This is a genomic window from Pseudomonas sp. FG86, assembly GCF_057808775.1.
Genome location: NZ_JBMDIS010000014.1, coordinates 80,944 through 104,113, shown reverse-complemented (window position 1 = coordinate 104,113; position 23,170 = coordinate 80,944). Strand labels below are relative to the sequence as shown.

Here is a 23,170-nt window from a genome sequence, read left to right as displayed (position 1 = left end):
TGAGCGCCCAGCCAGTCATCGTGCGAAGCTGGCATTTGATAATTGTTTGCATTTGAACGTCAAGGCACTTAAGGATTGAAATGAAGTTTCTCTGCCCTTCCGACACCCTCGCCCCCAACAGCAGCCTCGGTTTTGATATCGACGGCTGCAAGCTGTTGGCCGTGCGTCGGGACGGCGTTGCCTACTTCTACATCAACCGCTGCCCCCATCGCGGCATTCCACTGGAATGGCAGCCCGACCATTTCCTCGACGCCAGCGCCAGCCTGATCCAGTGCGCTACCCACGGCGCGCTGTTCCTGATCGAGAGCGGCGAGTGCATCGCCGGCCCCTGCGCCGGTCAAAGCCTCAAGGCCCTGGCCGGTCGAGAGGACGCACAAGGTTTGTGGGTAGAACTCTAGTCGCCAAGCAGCACGTCCAGCCGGCGGTCCACGCAAATTTCCTCGGATGTAACACGTACGCCATACGCCAGCACCTCCACGCCCGCCGCCTTGGCTTCTCGCAGGGCGGCAGCATAGGCGGCGTCGATTTCAGCGGCCGGGCGCACGGCCTCAATGCCCGAGAGATTGACGCAATACAACTGCACCGCGCGTACACCGTCCCGGGCCAAGTAGGCCAACTCCCGCAGGTGTTTCGCGCCACGCTGGGTCACTGCATCGGGAAAAGCCGCAATCGCCGAGCCGTCAAAACCCAGCGTCACGCTTTTGACTTCGACATAGGCCGCGCCATCGGGGTAATCCAGGCGAAAGTCGATACGGCTTTTCTCCTGACCGTAAGGCACCTCACGCTTCAACGCAGTAAAGCCGTTCAGTTCAGTAATTACCCCCGCACGCAGCGCCTCCTCGACCAACTGGTTGGCGCGGGCGGTATTGACGCAGGCCAGGCGGCCCTGTGGCGTTTCGGCGATTTCCCAAGTCCCGGGCAGCTTGCGCTTCGGATCATTGGAACGACTGAACCAAACCTGCCCGCCTTCCACCATGCAATTGAGCATCGAACCGGTATTGGGGCAGTGAATGGTGAGCAACTCACCGGTAACGGTTTCGATATCGGTTAGGAAACGTTTGTAACGCCGGATCAACCGAGCTTCTTCAAGGGGAGGATGAAAGCGCATCAGCCTTGCCAACTCTGCAAGCCGCGGGCGATCCGTTCGACAGCTTCCTGTAGTCGATCAAGATTTTGCGTGTAGGCAAAGCGCACATGATGGATGGCTTTATAACGGCCGAAATCCAAACCGGGCGTAAACGCGACATGCTGGGTTTCCAGGAAATGACGGCAGAACGCGAAGGCATCGCCGCCGAACGCGCTGATATCCGCGTACAAATAGAACGCACCTTCCGGTTCTATCGCAATGCCGAACCCCAACTCACGCAGTGCCGGCAGCAGAAAGTCCCGACGTCGACCGAATTCGGCGCGCCGCTCTTCCAGAATGCTCAGGGTTTGCGGGGTGAAACAAGCCAAGGCAGCGTACTGCGCCATGCTCGGTGCACTGATGTAGAGGTTCTGCGCCAGCTTCTCCAACTCGCCCACCGCATCGGGCGGCGCCACCAGCCACCCCAGGCGCCACCCGGTCATGCCAAAGTATTTCGAAAAACTATTGAGGACGAAGGCATCGTCGTCGACCTCCAGCACGCTGGCGGCATCGGTGCCATAGGTGAGGCCATGGTAGATCTCGTCCACTACCAGGTGGCCGTTACGTGCCTTGATCGCATTCGACAACCCGGACAATTCGTCACGCGTGAGGAGAGTGCCTGTCGGGTTGGCCGGAGACGCGACCAGTGCACCCACGCTGTCCTCGCTCCAGTGCCTGGCCACCAACTCGGCGGTCAATTGATAGCGAACATCGGGGCCCACCGGTACCAACTGCGCCGCGCCCTCGACCAGGCGCAGGAAGTGCCGGTTGCATGGATAGCCGGGGTCTGCCAACAGCCAGTGCTTGCCTGGATCCACCAGCAGGCTGCTGGCCAGCAACAATGCGCCGGAGCCACCAGGCGTGATCAGGATGCGCTCGGGATCGACGCTCAAGCCATAGCGTTGCTGGTAGAAGCCACTGATGGCCTGGCGCAGCTCCGGCAGGCCGCGGGCGGCGGTGTAGCGGGTCTTGCCACTGGCCAGTGCGGCTTGGCCAGCCTGGATGATCGGTTCGGCAGTGGTGAAGTCCGGCTCGCCGATTTCCAGGTGGATCACATCATGGCCAGCCGCCTGCAACTCGTTGGCTCGCGCCAGCAACGCCATGACATGAAAAGGTTCGATGGCGCGACTGCGCGCACTGTAGGGCTGAGCCATTAGCCTTCCTTAACGTTAAGAACAAAATCAGGATTCTACCGAACCCCCACGCTAAAACATGCTCTATTGCCTGCTCGGCCATTCAAGAAGAGCCCGGCAAGCGCTTGCAGAACGACTAAAATCAATATCCGAGGCGATGCACACCCAACCACGGCGGGCTGCTGCAATTTGCAACCCCTGCGCGATGGGCCTCGACAACCGGGAGTGGCGCACCCTGAATCTATCTGGTAAGTTCGCCCGCTTGCAGCCGCAGGGCCGGCAGGTGTCGGTGACGTTGCAATCCTGCGCAATGGATTAGAAGAGTGAGAGGCGGTCTATTCATGTCCACCCAAGCAAAGCAACAGAGCATCAGCGGCTTCGAACCATACGTAGAGAAGAAAGGTGAAGAGTACATGGGCGAGCCCATGCGCGAGCATTTCACCAAGATCCTTAACAAGTGGAAACAGGACTTGATGCAAGAGGTCGACCGCACCGTCGACCATATGAAGGACGAAGCAGCCAACTTCCCTGATCCGGCCGACCGTGCGAGCCAGGAAGAAGAGTTCGCCCTTGAACTGCGCGCCCGGGATCGTGAGCGCAAGCTGATCAAGAAGATCGACAAGACCCTGCAGTTGATCAAGGACGAAGAATACGGCTGGTGCGAATCCTGCGGCGTCGAGATCGGAATTCGCCGCCTGGAAGCTCGTCCAACCGCGGACCTGTGCGTAGACTGCAAGACCTTGGCTGAAATCAAGGAGAAACAGGTCGGCAAGTAATCCCTGCCGAACTGGACGAATGGGGCGTACAAACGCCCCATTTTTGTTTCTGGCGTTTACCGGTTTTCCAGTAGTATCCGGCCCATGACAGCCTCTACCTATATTGGGCGTTTCGCCCCTACGCCCAGCGGCCATTTGCACTTCGGCTCGCTGGTCGCCGCCCTCGCTTCCTACCTCGACGCTCGCGCCAATCACGGCCGTTGGCTGATGCGCATGGAAGACCTCGACCCTCCCCGCGAAGAACCCGGCGCCCAGGCGGCCATTCTCCAGGCCCTTGAAAGCTATGGTTTCGAGTGGGACGGCGAACTGGTCCGACAAAGCGATCGACATGATGCCTACGCCAAAGTGCTGAACGATCTGTTCAATCATGGCCTGGCCTACGCCTGCACCTGCTCGCGCAAACAACTGGAGCCTTACAACGGCATTTACCCCGGCCTCTGCCGCAATGCCGGGCACGACCAGCAAGATGCCGCCATTCGGTTGCGCGTCCCCGAGTTGGAATACCACTTTATCGACCGAGTACAGGGCGAATTCCGACAACACCTGGGCCGCGATGTAGGCGATTTCGTCATCCGCCGCCGCGACGGCCTCTACGCCTATCAGCTGGCGGTTGTCCTCGACGATGCCTGGCAGGGTGTTACCGATATCGTGCGCGGCGCCGACCTGCTGGACTCCACGCCGCGCCAGTTGTACCTGCAAGAGTTGCTGGGCCTGCGCCAGCCGCGCTATCTGCATGTACCGCTGGTCGTCCAGCCGGACGGTAACAAGCTGGGCAAGTCCTACCGTTCCCCGCCATTGACGAAAGACCAGGCCACGCCTTTGCTGTTAAGAGCCTTGCGTGCCCTCGGCCAGCAACCCGGCGACGAACTGCTCCACGCCAGCCCACGGGAGCTGCTGGATTGGGGCATTCAACAGTGGGATGCCTCGCTGATTCCACGCACACTCACGCTGGCAGAATCGCAGTTGCGCTGAAGGCGCTTGCAGCTTGCCAGCCATCCGTTACCATCGCCGCAGTTTTTCAATCAGAGGCCAACATGTACATCTATCGATTGGTCCTGCTGCTGGTCGTCGGGATCTACCTGTTTTCCCCCGCCATCATGGATTGGTGGATCGACGCCACGGGCGCCTGGTATCGGCCTTATCTACTGTGGCTGATCCTGATCGTCGTGACCTTTATCCTGCAGAGCCAAAAAGATGCCGATGAGCTTTAGCCTCACCCAGATGCTGCTGATCAGCGCCGCCTACCTGGCTGCCTTGTTCGCAGTGGCCTGGATCAGTGAGCGCGGAATGATTCCGCGGGCGATCATTCGCCATCCATTGACCTACACCTTGTCCTTGGGCGTCTACGCCAGCGCCTGGGCGTTCTATGGCACCGTGGGCCTGGCCTATCAGTACGGCTATGGCTTCCTCTCCAGCTACCTCGGGGTGTCCGGGGCATTTCTGCTGGCGCCGGTGCTGCTGTACCCGATCCTGAAGATCACCCGCACCTACCAGTTGTCATCCCTGGCCGATCTCTTCGCCTTCCGCTTTCGCAGTACCTGGGCCGGCGCACTGACCACCATTTTCATGCTGATCGGCGTGTTGCCCCTATTGGCCCTGCAGATGCAGGCAGTGGCCGACTCCATCAGCATCCTCACTCGCGAGCCGGTGCAACATCGCGTCGCCTTGGCGTTCTGCGCGTTGATCACCCTGTTCACGATTTTCTTCGGCTCACGCCATATCGCCACGCGCGAGAAACACGAAGGCCTGGTATTTGCGATCGCCTTCGAGTCGGTGATCAAGCTGATCGCCATCGGCGGCGTTGGCCTCTACGCGCTCTACGGCGTATTCGACGGCCCGCAACAGCTGGAACTGTGGCTGCTGCAAAACCAGACCGCTCTCGCCGCCCTGCACACGCCCTTGCAGGAAGGCCCGTGGCGCACGCTATTGCTGGTGTTCTTCGCCTCGGCGATCGTGATGCCGCACATGTATCACATGACCTTCACCGAGAACCTCAACCCGCGTTCGCTGGTCAGCGCCAGCTGGGGTTTGCCACTGTTCCTGCTGTTGATGAGCCTGGCCGTGCCGCTGATCCTGTGGGCTGGCCTGAAGCTGGGGGCCACTACCAACCCTGAGTATTTCACCCTCGGTATCGGCATCGCCGCCAACAGCCCGGCCCTGGCGCTGCTGGCCTATGTCGGCGGCTTATCGGCAGCCAGCGGGCTGATCATCGTCACGACGCTGGCACTCTCCGGCATGGCGCTGAACCACCTGGTGCTACCGCTGTACCAGCCCCCCGCAGAAGGCAATATCTACCGCTGGCTGAAATGGACACGCCGCGCACTGATCGTCGCGATCATCATGGCCGGTTACGGTTTCTACCTGCTGCTGGGTGCGGGGCAGGACCTGGCCAATCTCGGCATCGTCGCGTTTGTGGCCACCTTGCAGTTCTTGCCGGGCGTGTTGTCGGTGCTGTACTGGCCGACCGCCAATCGCCGTGGGTTTATCGCCGGGCTGCTGGCGGGGATCCTGGTATGGCTCGTCACCATGCTGCTACCGCTGGTCGGCAACTTGCAGGGTTTCTACATCCCGCTGCTGAACATGATCTACGTGCTGGATGACACCAGCTGGCACATGGCGGCGATTGCCTCGCTGGCCGCCAACGTATTGATGTTCACCCTGATCTCGCTGTTCACCAACGCCAGCCCGGAAGAAACCAGCGCCGCCGAGGCCTGCGCGGTGGACAATGTGCGGCGCCCGCAACGCCGCGAGCTGCATGCGGCTTCGCCCCAGGAGTTCGCCACACAACTGGCCAAACCGCTGGGGGCCAAGGCCGCGCAGAAGGAGGTCGAACAGGCGCTGCGCGATCTTTACCTGCCGTTCGACGAGCGGCGCCCCTATGCCCTGCGCCGACTGCGCGATCGCATCGAGGCCAACCTGTCCGGGTTGATGGGGCCCAGCGTATCCCAGGACATGGTGGAAACCTTCCTGCCCTACAAGGCGGGTGGCGAAAACTACGTCACCGAAGACATCCATTTCATCGAGAGCCGGCTGGAGGATTACCACTCACGCCTCACCGGCCTTGCCGCCGAACTCGATGCCCTGCGCCGCTACCACCGCCAGACCCTGCAGGAACTGCCCATGGGCGTCTGCTCCCTGGCCAAGGACCAAGAGATCCTGATGTGGAACAAGGCCATGGAAGAACTCACCGGTATCGCCGCACAACGTGTAGTAGGTTCGCGCCTCAATACCCTGGGTGATCCGTGGAAAGAACTGCTGCAGGGGTTTATCAACCTGCCCGACGAGCACCTGCACAAACAGCACCTGGCCCTCGACGGCCAGACCCGCTGGCTCAACCTGCACAAAGCCGCCATCGACGAACCCCTGGCCCCCGGCAATAGTGGCCTGGTGCTGCTGGTGGAAGACTTGACCGACACCCAGATGCTCGAAGACAAGCTGGTGCACTCCGAGCGCCTGGCTAGCATTGGCCGCCTGGCTGCGGGCGTTGCCCATGAAATCGGCAACCCGATTACCGGTATCGCATGCCTCGCGCAGAACCTGCGGGAAGAGCGCGAAGAAGACGGTGAAATCATCGAGATCAGCGGGCAAATCCTCGAACAGACCAAGCGCGTATCGCGCATCGTGCAGTCGCTGATGAGCTTTGCCCATGCCGGCGCCCACCAGAACCAGGACGAGGCGGTGTGCCTGGCCGAAGTGGCGCAGGATGCCATTGGGCTGCTGGCGTTGAACCGGCGTAATTTCGAAGTACAGTTCTTCAATTTGTGCGACCCGGACCACTGGGTTGACGGTGACTCCCAGCGCCTGGCGCAGGTGTTGATCAATCTACTGTCCAACGCCCGCGATGCGTCCCCTCCCCACAGTGCGGTACGCGTCAAGAGCGAGGCTTTCGAGCACACGGTCGACCTGATCGTGGAGGACGAAGGCAGCGGCATTCCACAGAACATCATGGACCGATTGTTCGAACCCTTCTTCACCACCAAGGACCCAGGTGAAGGTACCGGTCTGGGCCTTGCACTGGTCTATTCCATCGTTGAAGAGCATTATGGACAAATCACCATCGACAGCCCGGCTGACACCGAAAGCCAACGCGGCACCCGTATTCGGGTGACCTTGCCGCGTCATGTCGAAGCGACGTCCGCTGTGAACTGAGACCGTCGAGAGAATTGAATCAATGCCGCACATTTTGATCGTCGAAGACGAAACCATTATCCGCTCTGCCTTGCGTCGCCTGCTTGAACGTAATCAGTACCAAGTCAGCGAAGCCGGCTCGGTGCAGGAAGCCCAAGAGCGGTTCAGCATTCCAACGTTCGACCTGATTGTCAGCGACCTGCGCCTGCCCGGCGCGCCCGGTACAGAGCTGATCAAGCTTGGCCAGGGCACCCCGGTGCTGATCATGACCAGCTATGCCAGCCTGCGCTCGGCAGTGGATTCCATGAAAATGGGCGCGGTGGACTACATCGCCAAGCCTTTCGACCATGATGAGATGCTCCAGGCCGTGGCGCGCATCCTGCGTGACCGGCAGTCGGCCAGCAGCGCACCGACCGAACAGCGCCCCACCGGCAAGGCCGGCGGCGGTGCCGACAAGCCAGGCATCGATAACAGCAATGGCGAGATCGGCATCATCGGCTCCTGCCCACCGATGCAGGACCTGTACAGCAAGATCCGCAAAGTGGCGCCTACCGACTCCAATGTTTTGATCCAGGGGGAGTCGGGTACCGGTAAGGAACTGGTGGCCCGCGCCCTGCACAACCTCTCCAAGCGCGCCAAGGCACCGATGATTTCGGTGAACTGCGCAGCGATCCCCGAATCGCTGATCGAATCCGAACTGTTCGGCCACGAGAAAGGCGCCTTCACGGGCGCCAGCGCCGGGCGTGCGGGCCTGGTGGAAGCGGCGGACGGCGGCACACTGTTCCTCGACGAAATCGGCGAACTGCCCCTGGAAGCCCAGGCGCGTTTACTGCGCGTGCTACAGGAAGGCGAAATCCGCCGCGTCGGCTCGGTACAGTCGCAGAAGGTCGACGTGCGCCTGATCGCGGCAACCCACCGCGACCTGAAGAGCCTGGCCAAGATCGGCCAGTTCCGCGAAGACTTGTATTACCGCCTGCACGTCATCGCTCTCAAGCTGCCGCCGCTGCGTGAGCGTGGTGCCGACGTCAACGAGATCGCCAATGCGTTCCTGCTACGCCAGAGCGCGCGCATCAACCGTACGGACCTGAAGTTTGCCCCGGACGCCGAGCAAGCAATCCGTCATTACTCGTGGCCGGGCAACGTACGTGAGCTGGAAAATGCGGTTGAGCGTGCGGTGATCCTGTCGGAGAGCCCGGAAATTTCCGCCGAGCTGCTGGGCATCGACATCGAACTGAGCGATCTGGACGATGACGACTTCATTGGCCTGGCCCCGCAACAGGGCGGCGGTGGCAATACCAGCCATGAGCCGACTGAAGATTTGTCACTGGAAGATTACTTCCAGCACTTTGTCCTGGAGCATCAGGACCACATGACCGAGACCGAACTGGCCCGCAAATTGGGCGTAAGCCGCAAGTGCCTGTGGGAACGGCGCCAGCGCCTGGGCATTCCACGGCGCAAGACCGGCGTAGCCAGCGAGAGTTGAGTTGAGGGTGCGCGCCCACAGGTAACACCCTCAGATGTGAAAAAACTGTTACCGCGGATTTTTTGCGTAACAAAAGCCGGGGCTTACGGTAACGAAGCCCCGGCTTTTTTTTGCCCGCAGAAATCAAAAATCAGCTCAACCCCCCGGTTTTGCTGGTCGGTGCAAAAGTTGGCACGCACCCTGCTATATGCTTAGTACAAAAACAATAACAAGCTTTGTACAAGACAATAAAAATAAGACGAATCGACTCACGCACAATAAAAACAACACGGCGGAGGCGCAGCTAACTGATTCTTTTGGAGAGGCGTTGCATTGGGGCTTGCCCCGCAACCAGGCCGAGAACAACAAAAACTGCCCTAAGGCAGAGCCTGAACTGGTTGGATCGTAGATCAGCAACACAGCGACCAAAGCAATCCGTTTGCTCTTGACTCCCGATTGGGAGTGTCATGAAGGTGAAGCTTCATGGCGAGGGCGATCAACAAAAACAAGAAGCCCGAAATCAATAATAAAAATAGAGCACGCAACTACTTCTGGGGGAGCTTCGGCTCCCCTTGTAGTTTCTGGCATTTGGCATTTTCAAGGCTTATGGCGCAAGGCCTGTAGCTTGTTCCTACACCATCCCCTGACTAAATGCTAGAATCCCCGCCCATCATGCGGTCATTCTTCGTTATGGCCGAACATTCCTTCAAACAGTGCATCCCATGCTGAAGAAGTTGTTCCAGTCATTCCGTTCTCCCTTGCGTCGTACGCAACACAAACGCAGCACGCCTGAAGTGCTCAACAGCAGCCAACATTCGCTGCAACGCGCTCAGTTCAGCCGTTATGCAGTGAACATCGTCGAACGTTTGCAGAACGCCGGCTACCAGGCTTATCTGGTGGGCGGGTGCGTACGCGACATGTTGCTCAACATCACGCCCAAGGATTTCGACGTCGCCACCAGTGCCACGCCAGAGCAAGTGCGCGCCGAGTTTCGCAATGCGCGCATCATCGGCCGCCGTTTCAAGTTGGTGCACATCCACTTTGGTCGCGAAATCATCGAGGTCGCGACCTTCCGTGCAGGCCATCCGCAAAACGATGAAGAGGAGGACGCCAATCAGTCTTCCCGCAACGAGAGCGGGCGCATCCTGCGCGACAACGTCTATGGCACCTTGGAAGAAGACGCGCAGCGTCGCGACTTCACCATCAACGCCCTCTATTACGACCCGGTCAGTGAGCGCATTCTTGATTACGCCAACGGCGTACACGACATCCGTAACAACCTGGTCCGCCTGATCGGCGACCCGGTGCAGCGCTACCAGGAGGACCCGGTTCGTATGCTGCGGGCCGTGCGCTTTGCGGCCAAGCTGAACTTCGGTATCGAGCGACACACCGCTGCGCCGATTCGTGAACTGGCCCCCATGCTGCAGGAGATTCCCTCGGCGCGCCTGTTCGAAGAAGTGCTCAAGCTGTTCCTCTCGGGCTACGCCGCCGACACCTTCGAAATGCTCGTCGACCTGCAGTTGTTCGACCCCTTGTTCCCGGCCAGCGCCGAGGCCCTGGAATACAACCCGACGTATACCCACACATTGATCAGCGAAGCGTTGATCAATACCGATCTGCGCATCAAACAGAACAAACCGGTAACCCCGGCGTTCCTGTTTGCTGCCCTGCTGTGGCCAGCCCTGCCAAAACGCGTACTGCGCCTGCAAGAACGTGGCATGCCGCCGATTCCAGCCATGCAGGAAGCCGCTCACGAACTGATCACCGAGCAATGCCAGCGCATCGCTATCCCAAAACGTTTCACCATGCCGATCCGCGAAATCTGGGATATGCAGGAGCGCCTGCCCCGCCGCAGCGGCAAGCGTGCCGACCTGTTGCTGGACAACCCGCGCTTCCGCGCTGGCTACGACTTCCTGCTGCTGCGTGAAAGCGCTGGCGAGCAGACCGACGGCCTGGGCGAATGGTGGACCGACTACCAGGACGCCAATGACAGCGAACGCCGCGAGATGATTCGTGAGCTCGGCAGCAAAGGCGAAGGCGCCAGCGAGGGGCCCAAGAAGCGTCGTCGCAGCGGCACCAAGCGTAAACGCAGCGCCGCCGATGCCTCGGGCGCCGCGGGCGAATAAACGTGGAACGCATCTACATCGGCATGGGCAGCAACCTGGCCGCCCCGGATCAGCAATTGCGCAGCGCTATCGAGGCGCTGGCACAATTGCCCGGCACCCGCCTCGTCGGTGTGTCCTCCTTCTATCAAAGTGATTCCCTACTCCCGGGCCAACCGCGCTATACCAACGCGGTTGCGGCCCTGGACAGCAGCCTTGCACCGCTGGACCTGCTTGACGCACTGCAAGCCATCGAGAATGACCAGGGCCGCGAGCGCCTCGAGCGTTGGGGGCCGCGCACGCTTGACCTGGATATCCTGCTGTTTGGTGATCGCCTGATCGACGAACCACGCCTCAAGGTGCCGCACTACCAGATGCACGTGCGCGCGTTTGTGTTGTACCCCTTGGCCGAACTGGCCCCTGCCGACCTGCAACTGCCTGACGGCCAGACACTCAGCAAACTGCTGGCGGCCTGCCCGTTTGTCGGCTTGGAACGCTTACCCTTGTAGGCGCGGGCTTGCTCGCGAAAATCGTCAACGATAACGCGCACGCCCTGATTAAACGTGGTGCCTGCGTGTTCTTCACGAGCACCCTCGCACCTGCAATCGCGTCAGTAACAGCGGTAACATCGCGGTCGTAACAATGCGGTAACACATCCAATTGACTTCCCGTGTCCTCCTCACGACTATAGGCGTCCCGCTGCCGCCAACCCGGCGCTAAAGGGCGCAATCCAGGCCATATAAGCACTGCTTTCAAGACAGTGCGCCTGTATAAACAAAGACTCACGCGCGTTACTCGCTGTTTCCAAGCGCCTGAACGAGGACCCTTTTCATGCCAGACATTACCCTGACCACCTTGCAGAGCCTCAAGCTCAAAGGTGAAAAAATCACCATGCTGACCTGCTATGACGCTACCTTCGCCCACGCCAGCTGCCAGGCAGGTGTCGAAGTGTTATTGGTGGGCGACTCCCTGGGCATGGTTCTTCAAGGGAATGACAGCACCCTGCCCGTTACCACCGATGAGCTCGCCTACCACACCGCCAGCGTCAAGCGCGGTAACGACGGCGCCTTCATCATCGCCGACCTGCCGTTCATGGGTTACGCCACCCTCGAACAGACCTTCCAGAACGCCGGCAAACTGATGCAAGCCGGCGCGCACATGATCAAGGTGGAAGGGGCCGTCTGGCTCGCCGAATCGATCCGCCTGCTGGCTGAACGGGGTGTTCCTGTGTGCGCACACATGGGCCTGACGCCGCAGTCCGTGAATATCCTGGGTGGCTATAAGGTACAAGGCCGTAATGAGGCCCAGGCGCGCCAGATGCGTGCCGATGCCATCGCCCTGGAGCAAGCGGGCGCCGCAATGATCCTGCTCGAATGCATTCCCAGCGAATTGGCGGCGGAAATCACCCACGCCGTTAAAGTCCCGGTGATCGGCATTGGTGCCGGTTCCGCCACCGACGGTCAGGTCCTGGTGCTGCACGACATGCTCGGCCTGTCGATGACTGGCCGTGTGCCGAAGTTCGTGAAGAACTTCATGATTGGCCAGGACAGTATCCACGCCGCTTTGAGCGCCTACGTCGCTGAAGTCAAGGGCGTGACCTTCCCAGGTGCCGAACACGGGTTTTCTGCATGAACACGGTAAAAACCATACGTGAACTGCGGGCCGCCGTGGCCCATGCCCGCAACGCCGGCAAACGCATCGGCTTCGTGCCCACCATGGGCAACCTGCACAGCGGCCACGCCACCCTGGTGGCCAAGGCCGCCCAGCAGGCGGACTTCGTGGTCGCCAGCATCTTCGTCAATCCGCTGCAGTTCGGCGCCGGCGAAGACCTCGACAAGTACCCGCGCACCCTCGCCGCAGACCAGGAAAAGCTCCTGCAAGCCGGCTGCAACCTGCTGTTCGCCCCCACTGTCGAGGAAATGTACCCCGACGGCATGGCCGGCCAGACCCGCGTCAGTGTCCCGCAACTGTCTGAAGGCCTGTGCGGTGCCAGCCGTCCCGGTCACTTTGAAGGAGTGGCCACGGTAGTCAGCAAGCTGTTCAACATGGTCCAGCCGGACATGGCTGTGTTCGGGCAGAAGGACTATCAGCAACTGGCCGTGATCCGCGCCATGGTCCATGACCTGAACATGCCGATCCAGATCATCGGCGAGCCTACCGTCCGCGCCGAAGATGGCCTGGCGCTGTCCTCGCGCAACGGCTACCTCACCGAAGCCCAACGCGCGGTCGCGCCGGTGTTGTACCGCAGCCTCAGCCAGATTGCCGCCGCCATCAAAGGCGGTGACCGCGACTTCGCCAAACTGCGTGCCGAACAGGTCCAGCAGATCGAAGCCGCCGGGTTGCGCCTGGATTACCTCGAAGTGCGCCAAGGCGTGCACCTGCGCCCGGCCACGGCCGAAGATCGCGACGTGGTGATCCTGGTAGCGGCTTATCTGGGGGCCACGCGCCTCATCGATAACCTGCACCTGAACCTCGCCTGACCCCCTCTCGACACCCCGCCTGCGACCCTGCCTGATGTGCCGGTATAAAAAAGTACCGGCCACAGCGCAGACAAAGCCAAGACATATCGACACGCTAGGTTTAATGTAATCGCCCTGCGCTATGGTTAGCGCTGTCCGGCACCCAGCCCTTGATAAAAGACTGGACGTTCCGGGCTTTGAAATGTCCTAAAGGCAGTCCCCGTAATAAAAGGAAACCCGCAGCGATGGCGTACTACCGCACTCCTCATGACGTTACCGCTCTGCCCGCCTGGCAAGCGCTCAATCAACACCGCCAAGCCATGCAGGATTTCAGCATGCGCGAAGCGTTCAATGCCGATCCTCAGCGTTTTTCCCAGTTCACCTTGAGCAGCTGCGGACTTTTCCTCGATTACTCGAAAAACCTGATCACCAGCGAAACCCGCGACCTGCTCGTGGCGCTGGCCAAGGAAGTCGACCTCAAGGCCGCCATTGACGCGCTGTACGCTGGCGAGCCGGTCAACTCCTCGGAAGGTCGCCCTGCCCTGCACACGGCACTGCGCCGCCCGGTGGGTGACAAGTTGTCGGTCAACGGTGTGAACATCATGCCGGACGTGCACAAGGTGCTGAACCAGATCACTGACCTGGTTGGCCGCATCCATGACGGCCTATGGCGTGGCTACACCGAGAAGCCGATCACCGACGTGGTGAACATCGGCATCGGCGGCTCCTTCCTCGGCCCGGAGCTGGTCTCCGAGGCACTGTTGTCCTATGCCCATAAAGGCGTGCGCTGCCATTACCTGGCGAACATCGACGGCAGCGAGTTCCATGAGCTGACCATGAAGCTGCGCGCCGAGACCACGTTGTTCATCGTCTCGTCGAAATCGTTCAACACCCTGGAAACCCTGAAGAACGCCCAGGCCGCCCGTGCCTGGTACCTGGCCCAGGGTGGCTCGGAAGCGGAGCTGTACCGCCACTTTATCGCCGTATCAAGCAACAACGCGGCAGCCGTGGCCTTCGGTATCCGCGAAGAAAACATCTTCCCGATGTGGGACTGGGTCGGCGGTCGCTACTCGCTGTGGTCGGCCATCGGCTTGCCAATCGCATTGGCCATCGGCATGTCCAACTTCAAGGAGCTGCTGTCCGGTGCCTACACCATGGACCAGCATTTCCAGAACGCGCCGTTCGAGGCCAACATGCCAGTGCTGCTGGGCTTGCTCGGCGTGTGGTATGGCAACTTCTGGGGTGCGCAGAGCCATGCGATCCTGCCGTACGACCATTACCTGCGCAATATCACCAAACACTTGCAACAGTTGGACATGGAATCCAACGGCAAGAGCGTGCGCCAGGACGGCACGCCCGTGTCCACCGATACCGGCCCCGTCATCTGGGGCGGCGTCGGCTGCAACGGTCAGCACGCCTATCACCAGTTGCTGCACCAAGGGACCCAACTGATCCCGGCCGACTTCATCGTGCCGATCGTCAGCTTCAACCCTGTGTCCGACCACCATCAGTGGCTGTATGCCAACTGCCTGTCCCAGAGCCAGGCGCTGATGCTCGGCAAGACCCGCAGCGAAGCCGAAGCCGAGCTGCGCGACAAGGGCATCCCGGAAGACGACGTGCAGAAGCTGGCCCCGCACAAGGTGATCCCCGGGAACCGTCCGAGCAACACCTTGGTGGTCGAGCGCATTAGCCCCCGTCGCTTGGGCGCGCTGGTGGCGATGTATGAACACAAGGTGTTCGTGCAGAGCGTGATCTGGGGCATCAACGCCTTTGACCAATGGGGCGTTGAGCTGGGCAAGGAGCTGGGCAAAGGCGTCTACAACCGCCTGACCGGTGCCGAAGAAACCAGCGCCGAAGATGCTTCGACCCAGGGCCTGATCAACTATTTCCGCGGTCGTCACCGCGGCTGATACCGGTACGACAGGGTCAACGTCCGTTTGGACGTTGGCCTTGAACCCTCCCCCCACAGGGTGCATCTTTATGACTTGTCGCCAAAACAAGAATAAGGAGCGCTCATGTTCGATATCAGCACCTTTCCCAGCGCCGATGCCGTCCGCCAGGCTGCGCAACTCAGTCAAGAGGACTACCAACGCCTCTATCGCCAATCCATCGAACAGCCAGACACCTTCTGGGCCGAGCAGGCCAAGGCGTTTCTCGACTGGATGAAGCCGTGGCACACGGTCCAGCACTGCGATATCAACACCGGCGCCGCCCAATGGTTTGCCGGCGGCCAACTGAACGTGAGCTATAACTGCATCGACCGTCACTTGGCGCAACGCGCCGAGCAGCCCGCCTTTATCTGGGAAGGCGATGACCCGACCAAGTCCGTCAAGATCACCTACCGTCAACTGCATCAACACGTCTGCCGCCTGGCCAATGTGCTGAAAAGCCGTGGCGTGAAGAAAGGCGACCGCGTGTGCATCTACATGCCCATGATTCCGGAAGCGGCCTACGCCATGCTGGCCTGTACGCGCATCGGGGCGGTGCATTCGGTGGTGTTTGGTGGTTTCTCGCCGGATGCCCTGCGCGACCGTATTCTCGACGCCGATTGCCGCACGGTCATCACCGCCGATGAAGGCGTGCGCGGCGGCAAGCCCGTGGCACTGAAACAGAATGTCGACAAAGCCCTGGCCAATTGCCCGAATGTCAGCACGGTACTGGTGGTGGAGCGTACCGGGGCTGCCGTGAACTGGAGCGAAGGCCGCGACCTCAAGTACCGGCAAGCCCTGGACACCGCGAGCGATGATTGCCCGCCCGAGCCGATGGACGCCGAGGCCCCGCTGTTTATCCTCTACACCTCCGGCAGCACCGGCAAACCCAAGGGCGTGCTGCACACCACCGGCGGCTACCTGCTGCAAGCGGCAATGACCTTCAAGTACGTGCTCGATTATCGCGATGGCGAGGTGTTCTGGTGCACCGCGGATGTGGGCTGGGTCACCGGTCATAGCTATATCGTGTATGGCCCGTTGGCCAATGGCGCCACCTCGCTGATGTTCGAAGGTGTGCCGAGTTACCCGGACAGCTCACGCTTCTGGCAGGTGATCGACAAGCACCAGGTCAATATCTTCTACACCGCGCCAACCGCGCTGCGCGCCTTGATGCGTGAAGGCCATGGCCCGCTTGAGAATACCTCCCGCGCCAGCCTGCGCCTGTTGGGCAGCGTCGGGGAACCGATCAACCCGGAAGCCTGGGACTGGTACTTCAATGCAGTCGGCGAGCAGCGCTGCCCCATTGTGGATACCTGGTGGCAGACCGAAACCGGCGGCATCATGCTCAGCCCGTTGGTCAGCGCCCAGCGGATCAAACCCGGGTGTGCCACCCAGCCGATGTTTGGCGTACAACCCGTGCTGCTCGATGAACAAGGCAAGGCATTCAGCGGTGCCGGCAGCGGCGTGCTCGCGATCAAGGCCAGTTGGCCGGGGCAGATTCGCAGTGTCTACGGTGACCCACAGCGCATGATCGACACTTATTTCAAACCCTACCCCGGCTATTACTTCACCGGTGATGGCGCACGCCGCGATGAAGACGGTGACTACTGGATCACCGGGCGCATCGACGACGTGATCAACGTCTCCGGCCACCGCATCGGCACAGCCGAAGTAGAAAGCGCGCTGGTGCTGCATGACCAGGTCGCCGAAGCGGCCGTGGTGGGCTACCCACATGACGTCAAAGGCCAAGGTATCTATGCCTTTGTGACCCCGATGAATGGTGTCGAACCCAGCGATGCGCTGAAAAAGCACCTGCTGGACCTGGTCAGCAAAGAAATCGGCAGCTTTGCCAAGCCAGAGCTGATCCAATGGGCGCCTGCCCTGCCGAAAACCCGTTCCGGCAAGATCATGCGGCGGATTCTGCGTAAGATCGCCTGCAATGAACTGGACAGCCTGGGCGATACATCGACCCTGGCCGACCCGAGCGTGGTCGACGGTTTGATCGACAAACGCCTGAACCGCTAGGAAATCCGAGTCGCCATGGAATTTATCCGCAGCCGTATAGAAACCCAGTTGATGAGCCTCACCGGCTTGTCGCTGGGCCAACTGGACCTGGAAAACCCCAAGGGCGATCCCGGCCTGTTCGGCCCGGACTCGGTCAGTTGGCAAGTCCATGGCGACTTCAGCAGCATGCTCATCGGCGGCATCAGCGCCTTGATGCTGCAAGCCCTGCACCCCCTGGCCCTGGCCGGCGTGTGGGACCATTCGAATTTTCGCCAGGACATGCTCGGGCGTTTACGCCGTACTTCGCAATTCATCTCCGGCACCACATTCGGCTCGCGCAAAGACGCCGAGTGGCTGATCGAGAAAGTGCGCACCATTCACCTGCAGGTCGTCGGGCACGCCCCGGACGGACGGCCTTACGCGGCCAGCGATCCGGAGTTGCTGACCTGGGTACACGTAGCGGAAGTCAGCAACTTTCTCGCCGCCCACTTGCGGTATCGCAATCCGCAGCTGTCGGGGCGGGACCAGGATCGCTACTACAGCGAAATCGCCCTGGTGGCCGAACGCCTGGGTGCCCGGCAGGTTCCGCGCTCCCGGCAGGAAGTCTCGGATTATCTGGCACGTGTTCGCCCACAACTGCTGTGCGACGAGCGCAGCCGCGAAGTGCTGCGCCTGCTGCTCAATGCGCCCGCACCCAGCCACCTGGCCAAACCCTTTGGCGCGTTGATGATGCAGGCCGGGATCGACCTGTTGCCGGACTGGGCCAGCGCCATGCTCGAACACCACCAAAGTCCGCTGCAGCGCCAGATGATCCGCGCCGGGGTCAAGCGTAGCGCGCCCTTGTTGCGTTGGGCGATGCGCAATGGTTCGGTCCAACGCGCCCATCGGCGGATGGGGCTGATGTAGCCCGCGGCCCATAGCTGTTAGACTCCGCGCCCTCATTGCCCACAATTACCTAAAGCAAGGCGCGCTCCATGTCTCCCCTGAACCAGGCGCTGCGCGCCGCCCTCGATCGACGCCAGGACCTGATCAACGAACTGCATGCCCAGGGCACCGATTGCTATCGGCTGTTCCATGGTAGCCAGGAAGGCGCCGGCGGCCTGACGATCGACCGCTACGGCCCGCAGTTGCTGGTACAAAGCTTCCACCAGGCGCTGGACACCCACGACCTGCTGGACCTGCACCGGCTGATCAACCAGTACATGGGCCTGGAATTGCTGCTGGTGTACAACGACCGCTCGCGTGGCAACTCGCGCATCGACCGCGAAGACACGGTATACCGCGCCGAGCCTGCGGCGCTGGAAGACCTGGTCGGCCACGAATGGGGCCTCAACTACCGCGTGCGCGGGCGCCATGTCGGGCAGGACCCTCTGCTGTTCCTCGACCTGCGCAACACTCGCGGTTGGGTCAAGGCCCACAGCGCCGGCAAAAGTGTACTGAACCTGTTTGCCTATACGTGTGGGGTCGGCCTGAGTGCCGCCGCCGGTGGCGCACGTGAGGTGTGCAACCTGGACTTTGCCGAAGGTAACCTGGCGGTCGGTCGTGAGAACGGCCTGTTGAATCCGCAATTACCCACCATGGAATTTGTGCAGTCCGATTACTTCCCGGCGATTCGCCAACTGGCCGGCCTGCCGATCGCTCAGCGTCGCGGGCAAAAGCTGCCGAGCTATCCGCGCCTGGAGCAACGTCAATACGACCTGGTGTTACTCGACCCGCCCGCCTGGGCCAAGAGCGCCTTCGGCACCGTCGACCTGCTGCGTGACTACCAGAGCCTGCTCAAGCCGGCATTGCTGGCAACCGCCGACAACGGCGTACTGATCTGCTGTAACAACCTGGCAAAAGTGAGCATGGACGATTGGCGTGACCAGGTACTGCGTTGCGCCGAGAAAGCGGGGCGCCCGGTACGCGACTGGCGCATCATGGCGCCCGGCGCCGATTTTCCTTCGCAAGACCAACAGCCACCGCTGAAGACAATGATCCTGCAGTTATAGGACTTATCGCAAAAGGACTGGCTCTTCGGAACCGAAAACCCGTGCCATACTCCAAGGCACTCCTGTTCGACATAGATGGCGCCGCCCCCATGCCCAAAGGATTGATTCGCGCCGCTGGCGCCTTGTTGACTGCCGTAGCCCTGTACAGCTTGCTGGGCTTTCTGATTTTGCCCGGCATCGCCCTCCGCATAGCCAATCAACAACTGGCCAACTACGCCACGGTGCCAGCCCGCATCGAACGCATCGAGCTCAACCCGTTCAGCCTGGAGCTGACCGTGTGGGGCCTGCAAATCGGCGATCCAGGCAAGGAACAGGTCGGTTTCGAGCGGCTGTATGCCAACCTGCAGCTCGACAGCCTGTGGACCCGCGCCGTGCACTTGGCGGATGTGCAACTCGACAAGCCCAAGACCGAGCTGCTGTTCGACAAATCCGGCCAACTGAACCTCGCGCAACTGTTCAAGTTGCCGCCCAGCGAGCCAACCCCGGCCGATCCCAACGCCAAACCGTTCCCGTTGCGTATCGACAACATCAAGCTGGCCGGCGGCTATTTACATTTCGAAGACCTGCGCCCCAGCGAGCCCATCGAGTTCCTCTATGACAAACTCGACTTCGAGCTGAAAAACCTCAGCACGCTGCCGGAAGACAACGCCGACATGACCCTCGTGGCCGCGGGCCCCCAGGGTGGGCAGATCGACTGGAAAGGCAATTTCAGCCTGGTGCCGATCACCTCCAAAGGCACATTGAAGGTCACCGACGGCAAGATGAAAGCCTGGTGGCCGTATGTGCGGGATGCACTGCCACTGGTGCTTGAGGACGGTGTGCTCAACTTCAGTACCGACTACACATTCAGCCTGGCCAATGAGACTGCGCTGAACCTGAACAACACGGCCGCGAGCATCGCGCCTTTTGCCATCAAGGCGCCGGATGGCCGCCCACTGGTACGCTTGGAGCGCCTGGACATCAGCGAAACAACAGTGGACCTGGCCAAGCAGCAAGTGGTGGTCGGCAAGATCCGCAGCAACAAGCTGGAAACCTGGGCCGCCCGCGAAGCCGATGGGCAATTGGACTGGCAAAAACTATTCGCCAGCCAACCAGGCAAACCGGCCAAGGCACCGGAACAGGCCAGCGCACCGGCCACTGCCGACTCGCCAAAACCTGCACCGGCAGCGCCCAGCAAACCCTGGCAAGTGCTGCTCAAGGATATGCAACTGCGCAACTACCAGGTGCACCTGGCTGACCGGCAGGCTAAACCGGTCGTCGCGCTGGAGCTGGGGCCGTTGAATGTCGATATGCAGAACTTCGATAGCCTCAACCAAAGCCCCTTCACCCTCAAGATCGAAAGCGGCCTGGGCAAACAGGGCAAGATCCAGGCAACCGGCGAGGTCAACCTCAACCCCGTCAGTGCCAAGCTGAAAGTGAATACCCAGGACATCGACCTGCGGGTCGCCCAATCCTATATCAGCCCGTTTATTCGTCTGGAACTGCGTAGCGGCATGCTCGGCAGTAACCTGGATGTGAACCTCAAAAGCACAGACCCACTTAAGCTCCAGGTAACCGGCCGGGCCCAGGTGGACCAGTTGCACACCCTGGACACCCTCAAGACCCGTGACTTCCTCAAGTGGCAACGCCTGGTGCTGGAAGGCCTGAACTACCAGCATGGCGACAGCCTGTCGATCGACAAGGTCAACCTGCAGCAGCCGTATGCACGCTTCATGATCAACGATGACCGCACCACCAACGTGGACGACCTGTTGATTCCCCAGCCAGCCGACAGCGGCGCCAAAGCGGCGGCCAAGCCTGCGGCCAGCCAAGATAAGCCCCTGGGTATCCATATCGGGCAGATTGCGATCAACGACGGCTCGGCCAACTTCGCCGACTTCAGCCTCACGCCCAACTTTGCGACCGCAATACAACAGCTCAACGGGCAGATCGGCACCATCGACAGTCGCCAGGCCAAACCGGCCAACGTCGACATCAAGGGCAAGGTGGACCGCTACGCGCCAGTGACCATCAAAGGCAGCGTGAACCCATTCGACCCCATGGCAGCGCTGGATATCGCCACCAGTTTCAAACGTGTCGAGCTGACCACCCTGACCCCCTACTCGGGCAAGTTCGCCGGTTTCCGGATCCGCAAGGGCCGTCTCAACCTCGACCTGCATTACGTGATCACCAAGGGCCAGTTGAAGGCCGAGAACAAAGTGGTGGTCGAGCAATTGCAGCTGGGTGAAAAGGTCGACAGCGCCGATGCCGTGGATTTGCCGATTCGCCTGGCGATTGCCTTGCTTAAAGACAGCGATGGCAAGATCTCCATCGAACTGCCCATCAGTGGTGACTTGAACAACCCGCAATTCAGCGTGATGCCGATCGTGTGGCAGACCCTGCGTAACCTGGTGGTGCGCGCGGCGAGTGCACCGTTCAAATTCATCGGCGGATTGATTACCGGTGGAGGTTCGGAAGACTTGGGTAACGTGTCGTTCGCCGCCGGCTCGAGTGAATTGAGCAAAGAGGCTGAGGGCGCATTGAACAATCTGGCCAAGGCGCTGAAGGAACGCCCAGCCCTGCGCCTGGAAATCGAAGGCACAGCGGCGGCCAGCAGTGACGGCCCCTTACTGGCCCAGGAGCGACTGGAACGTGAATACCAGTACAACTACTACAAGATGCTGCAGCGTCGCGGCGAGAAGGTTCCAGCCCAGGCCTCCCTGCTGGAGGTTCCGGAAAGCGAGAAAGCCCCGCTGCTCGAAGGTATCTATCGCACTCGCTTGAAACAGCAGCCACCTGCGGAATGGAAAGACCTCAGCCGCGATGAGCGCACGGCGAAGCTGAAGGACGGCTTGATCAAGTTCTGGAGCGGCAGTGATGTATTGCTACGTCAGCTGGGCCAGGACCGGGCCAGCACCATCAAGGATTACCTGGTAGACAAAGGGCAACTGGAAGATGACCGGGTGTACTTCATCGACGCCAATCTGGGCCAGGCCGAGAAAGACGGTCGAGTGATCACACCAATGCATCTGGATGCCGAGTAACCCTCCACAATAGAACAGGCCCCGACACGAATGCCGGGGCCTGTAATGACCACTTCCTTGTGGCCGGTCGCATGAACACGTGAGGTGCATTGAGTGGATAACTGGCTCACTCGTTGCCGCCGCGCCTAGTTCAGGCGATGGGTTGAGCGTTACTCGGCTTTCAAGCCATCAGCCGATACTGCTTTAACGCCTTTGATTTTCTTGGTGATCGCAACAGCAGTGGCTTTCTGCGATTCAGTCACAGCAGTCGTCGAAGACAGGGAAACCACGCCTTTGTTGGTTTCGACTTTGATGTCTGTGCCAGGAATGCCTTTCTCAGTAACCAGGTCAGCCTTCACTTTGGTGGTGATCCAAGTGTCGCTGGTTGCGCCTTTGGCATCAGCGGCTGCGCCCTTGGTTTTGTCGATATTGTCTGCTTTGGTAGCGCCGCCGGCCAACAGGCCATCAGCCGAAACAGCAGTTACGCCTTTGATTTTCTTGGTGATCGCTACAGCAGTCGCTTTCTGAGAGTCAGAGATGGCAACGGTCGACGACAGGGAAACCACACCTTTGTTGGTCTCAACCTTGATGTCCGAACCTGGGATGCCTTTTTCGGTCAGCAGGTCAGCTTTAACTTTGGTGGTGATCCAGGTATCCGAGGTGGACTCCTTGGCCTTAGTCACTTCGCCAGCAGCCAGTGTCATCGGCGCTTGAGACGTTTGAGCGAAAGCAACGTTGGTCATAGCCAGTGTCAAAGCGGTAGCAGTAGCGAGAGCGAACTTCTTCATACGAGTAACTCCTGTTTTATTAAAAGTCTGCAGCGTGTGGACCTTGATGCTGCAGCGTTAACAGGGATATTGCAGGCACTGTGCCAAGTCGAAATTCAGATAAAAACCCTTTAAAAACAATGCATTAACAAATACCCATCTTTTCGGAATCGTGCAACTTGCATGAACCGCGTCGTGCCTGCGTGCAAGTTGCGGTTTTTTGGCTTGGATTAAACAACTGATTTTTCGGGCTTTTTCCGCCCCCATAAAAAAAGGACTCCGAAGAGTCCCT

Annotated in this window: 18 protein-coding genes; 15 read left to right on the top strand and 3 right to left on the bottom strand. The window is 60.3% G+C overall.

Annotation, left to right across the window (positions count from 1 at the left end):
- Positions 1-80: 80 nt before the first annotated feature.
- Positions 81-398 (top strand): Rieske (2Fe-2S) protein, encoded by a 318-nt coding sequence (locus ACODSV_RS12325; RefSeq protein WP_150055263.1) that lies wholly within the window; start codon positions 81-83, stop codon positions 396-398.
- On the opposite strand, the gene sfsA is transcribed toward ACODSV_RS12325, so the two are convergent.
- Both sfsA and ACODSV_RS12315 read right to left on the bottom strand, forming a co-directional pair.
- Positions 395-1,108: a DNA/RNA nuclease SfsA gene (gene sfsA / locus ACODSV_RS12320; protein ID WP_069077020.1), complete on the bottom strand. Its 714-nt coding sequence runs from the start codon at positions 1,106-1,108 to the stop codon at positions 395-397. The genes ACODSV_RS12325 and sfsA overlap by 4 nt on opposite strands.
- Positions 1,108-2,280, bottom strand: coding sequence for a pyridoxal phosphate-dependent aminotransferase (locus tag ACODSV_RS12315; protein WP_150055262.1), 1,173 nt, complete (start codon positions 2,278-2,280; stop codon positions 1,108-1,110). Before ACODSV_RS12315 ends, sfsA begins: the two co-directional genes overlap by 1 nt.
- Before the next feature lie 320 nt (positions 2,281-2,600).
- Here ACODSV_RS12315 and dksA point away from each other — a divergent pair, with 320 nt between their 5' ends.
- The 14 genes from dksA (at position 2,601) to ACODSV_RS12245 (ending at position 22,132) form a co-directional block, all read left to right on the top strand.
- On the top strand, positions 2,601-3,035 hold the full coding sequence (gene dksA / locus ACODSV_RS12310; RefSeq protein WP_041161025.1) for an RNA polymerase-binding protein DksA: 435 nt from the start codon (positions 2,601-2,603) through the stop codon (positions 3,033-3,035).
- Between the two features lie 84 nt (positions 3,036-3,119).
- Positions 3,120-4,007: a tRNA glutamyl-Q(34) synthetase GluQRS gene (gene gluQRS, locus ACODSV_RS12305; protein WP_024077420.1), complete on the top strand. Its 888-nt coding sequence runs from the start codon at positions 3,120-3,122 to the stop codon at positions 4,005-4,007.
- A 62-nt stretch (positions 4,008-4,069) separates the two neighbouring features.
- Complete coding sequence (locus ACODSV_RS12300; protein WP_003176118.1) at positions 4,070-4,246, top strand: hypothetical protein; 177 nt, start codon at positions 4,070-4,072, stop codon at positions 4,244-4,246.
- The gene (locus ACODSV_RS12295) at positions 4,230-7,184 is read left to right on the top strand and encodes a sensor histidine kinase (protein WP_024077421.1); all 2,955 of its coding nucleotides are present in this window, start codon (positions 4,230-4,232) and stop codon (positions 7,182-7,184) included. The genes ACODSV_RS12300 and ACODSV_RS12295 overlap by 17 nt, the downstream gene beginning before the upstream one ends.
- Positions 7,185-7,206: 22 nt before the next feature.
- On the top strand, positions 7,207-8,646 hold the full coding sequence (locus ACODSV_RS12290; protein WP_024077422.1) for a sigma-54-dependent transcriptional regulator: 1,440 nt from the start codon (positions 7,207-7,209) through the stop codon (positions 8,644-8,646).
- Between the two features lie 701 nt (positions 8,647-9,347).
- The gene (locus ACODSV_RS12285; protein ID WP_150055259.1) at positions 9,348-10,751 is read left to right on the top strand and encodes a polynucleotide adenylyltransferase PcnB; all 1,404 of its coding nucleotides are present in this window, start codon (positions 9,348-9,350) and stop codon (positions 10,749-10,751) included.
- Positions 10,752-10,753: 2 nt separating this feature from the next.
- Positions 10,754-11,236 carry a 2-amino-4-hydroxy-6-hydroxymethyldihydropteridine diphosphokinase gene (gene folK, locus ACODSV_RS12280; protein ID WP_024077424.1) on the top strand — a complete coding sequence of 161 codons (483 nt, stop codon included), beginning with the start codon at positions 10,754-10,756 and terminating at the stop codon, positions 11,234-11,236.
- Between the two features lie 322 nt (positions 11,237-11,558).
- Complete coding sequence (panB, locus tag ACODSV_RS12275) at positions 11,559-12,359, top strand: 3-methyl-2-oxobutanoate hydroxymethyltransferase (RefSeq protein WP_150054187.1); 801 nt, start codon at positions 11,559-11,561, stop codon at positions 12,357-12,359.
- Positions 12,356-13,207, top strand: a complete 852-nt coding sequence (gene panC / locus ACODSV_RS12270) for a pantoate--beta-alanine ligase (protein ID WP_150054186.1) — start codon at positions 12,356-12,358, stop codon at positions 13,205-13,207. Before panB ends, panC begins: the two co-directional genes overlap by 4 nt.
- 224 nt (positions 13,208-13,431) lie before the next feature.
- On the top strand, positions 13,432-15,096 hold the full coding sequence (gene pgi, locus ACODSV_RS12265) for a glucose-6-phosphate isomerase (RefSeq protein WP_024077427.1): 1,665 nt from the start codon (positions 13,432-13,434) through the stop codon (positions 15,094-15,096).
- A 105-nt stretch (positions 15,097-15,201) separates the two neighbouring features.
- A complete protein-coding gene (gene acs, locus ACODSV_RS12260) occupies positions 15,202-17,139 on the top strand; it encodes an acetate--CoA ligase (protein ID WP_150054185.1) in 1,938 nt (645 codons plus the stop codon).
- Positions 17,140-17,154: 15 nt separating this feature from the next.
- Positions 17,155-18,024 carry an oxygenase MpaB family protein gene (locus ACODSV_RS12255; protein WP_024077429.1) on the top strand — a complete coding sequence of 290 codons (870 nt, stop codon included), beginning with the start codon at positions 17,155-17,157 and terminating at the stop codon, positions 18,022-18,024.
- A 68-nt stretch (positions 18,025-18,092) separates the two neighbouring features.
- Positions 18,093-19,109, top strand: a complete 1,017-nt coding sequence (locus ACODSV_RS12250; RefSeq protein WP_102623720.1) for a class I SAM-dependent rRNA methyltransferase — start codon at positions 18,093-18,095, stop codon at positions 19,107-19,109.
- Positions 19,110-19,198: 89 nt separating this feature from the next.
- Complete coding sequence (locus tag ACODSV_RS12245; protein WP_150095451.1) at positions 19,199-22,132, top strand: DUF748 domain-containing protein; 2,934 nt, start codon at positions 19,199-19,201, stop codon at positions 22,130-22,132.
- 149 nt (positions 22,133-22,281) lie between these two features.
- Here ACODSV_RS12245 and ACODSV_RS12240 read toward each other — a convergent pair whose 3' ends face one another.
- Entirely contained in the window at positions 22,282-22,899 is a 618-nt protein-coding gene (locus ACODSV_RS12240; protein WP_024077432.1) for a BON domain-containing protein, read from the bottom strand.
- Between the last annotated feature and the right edge of the window lie 271 nt (positions 22,900-23,170).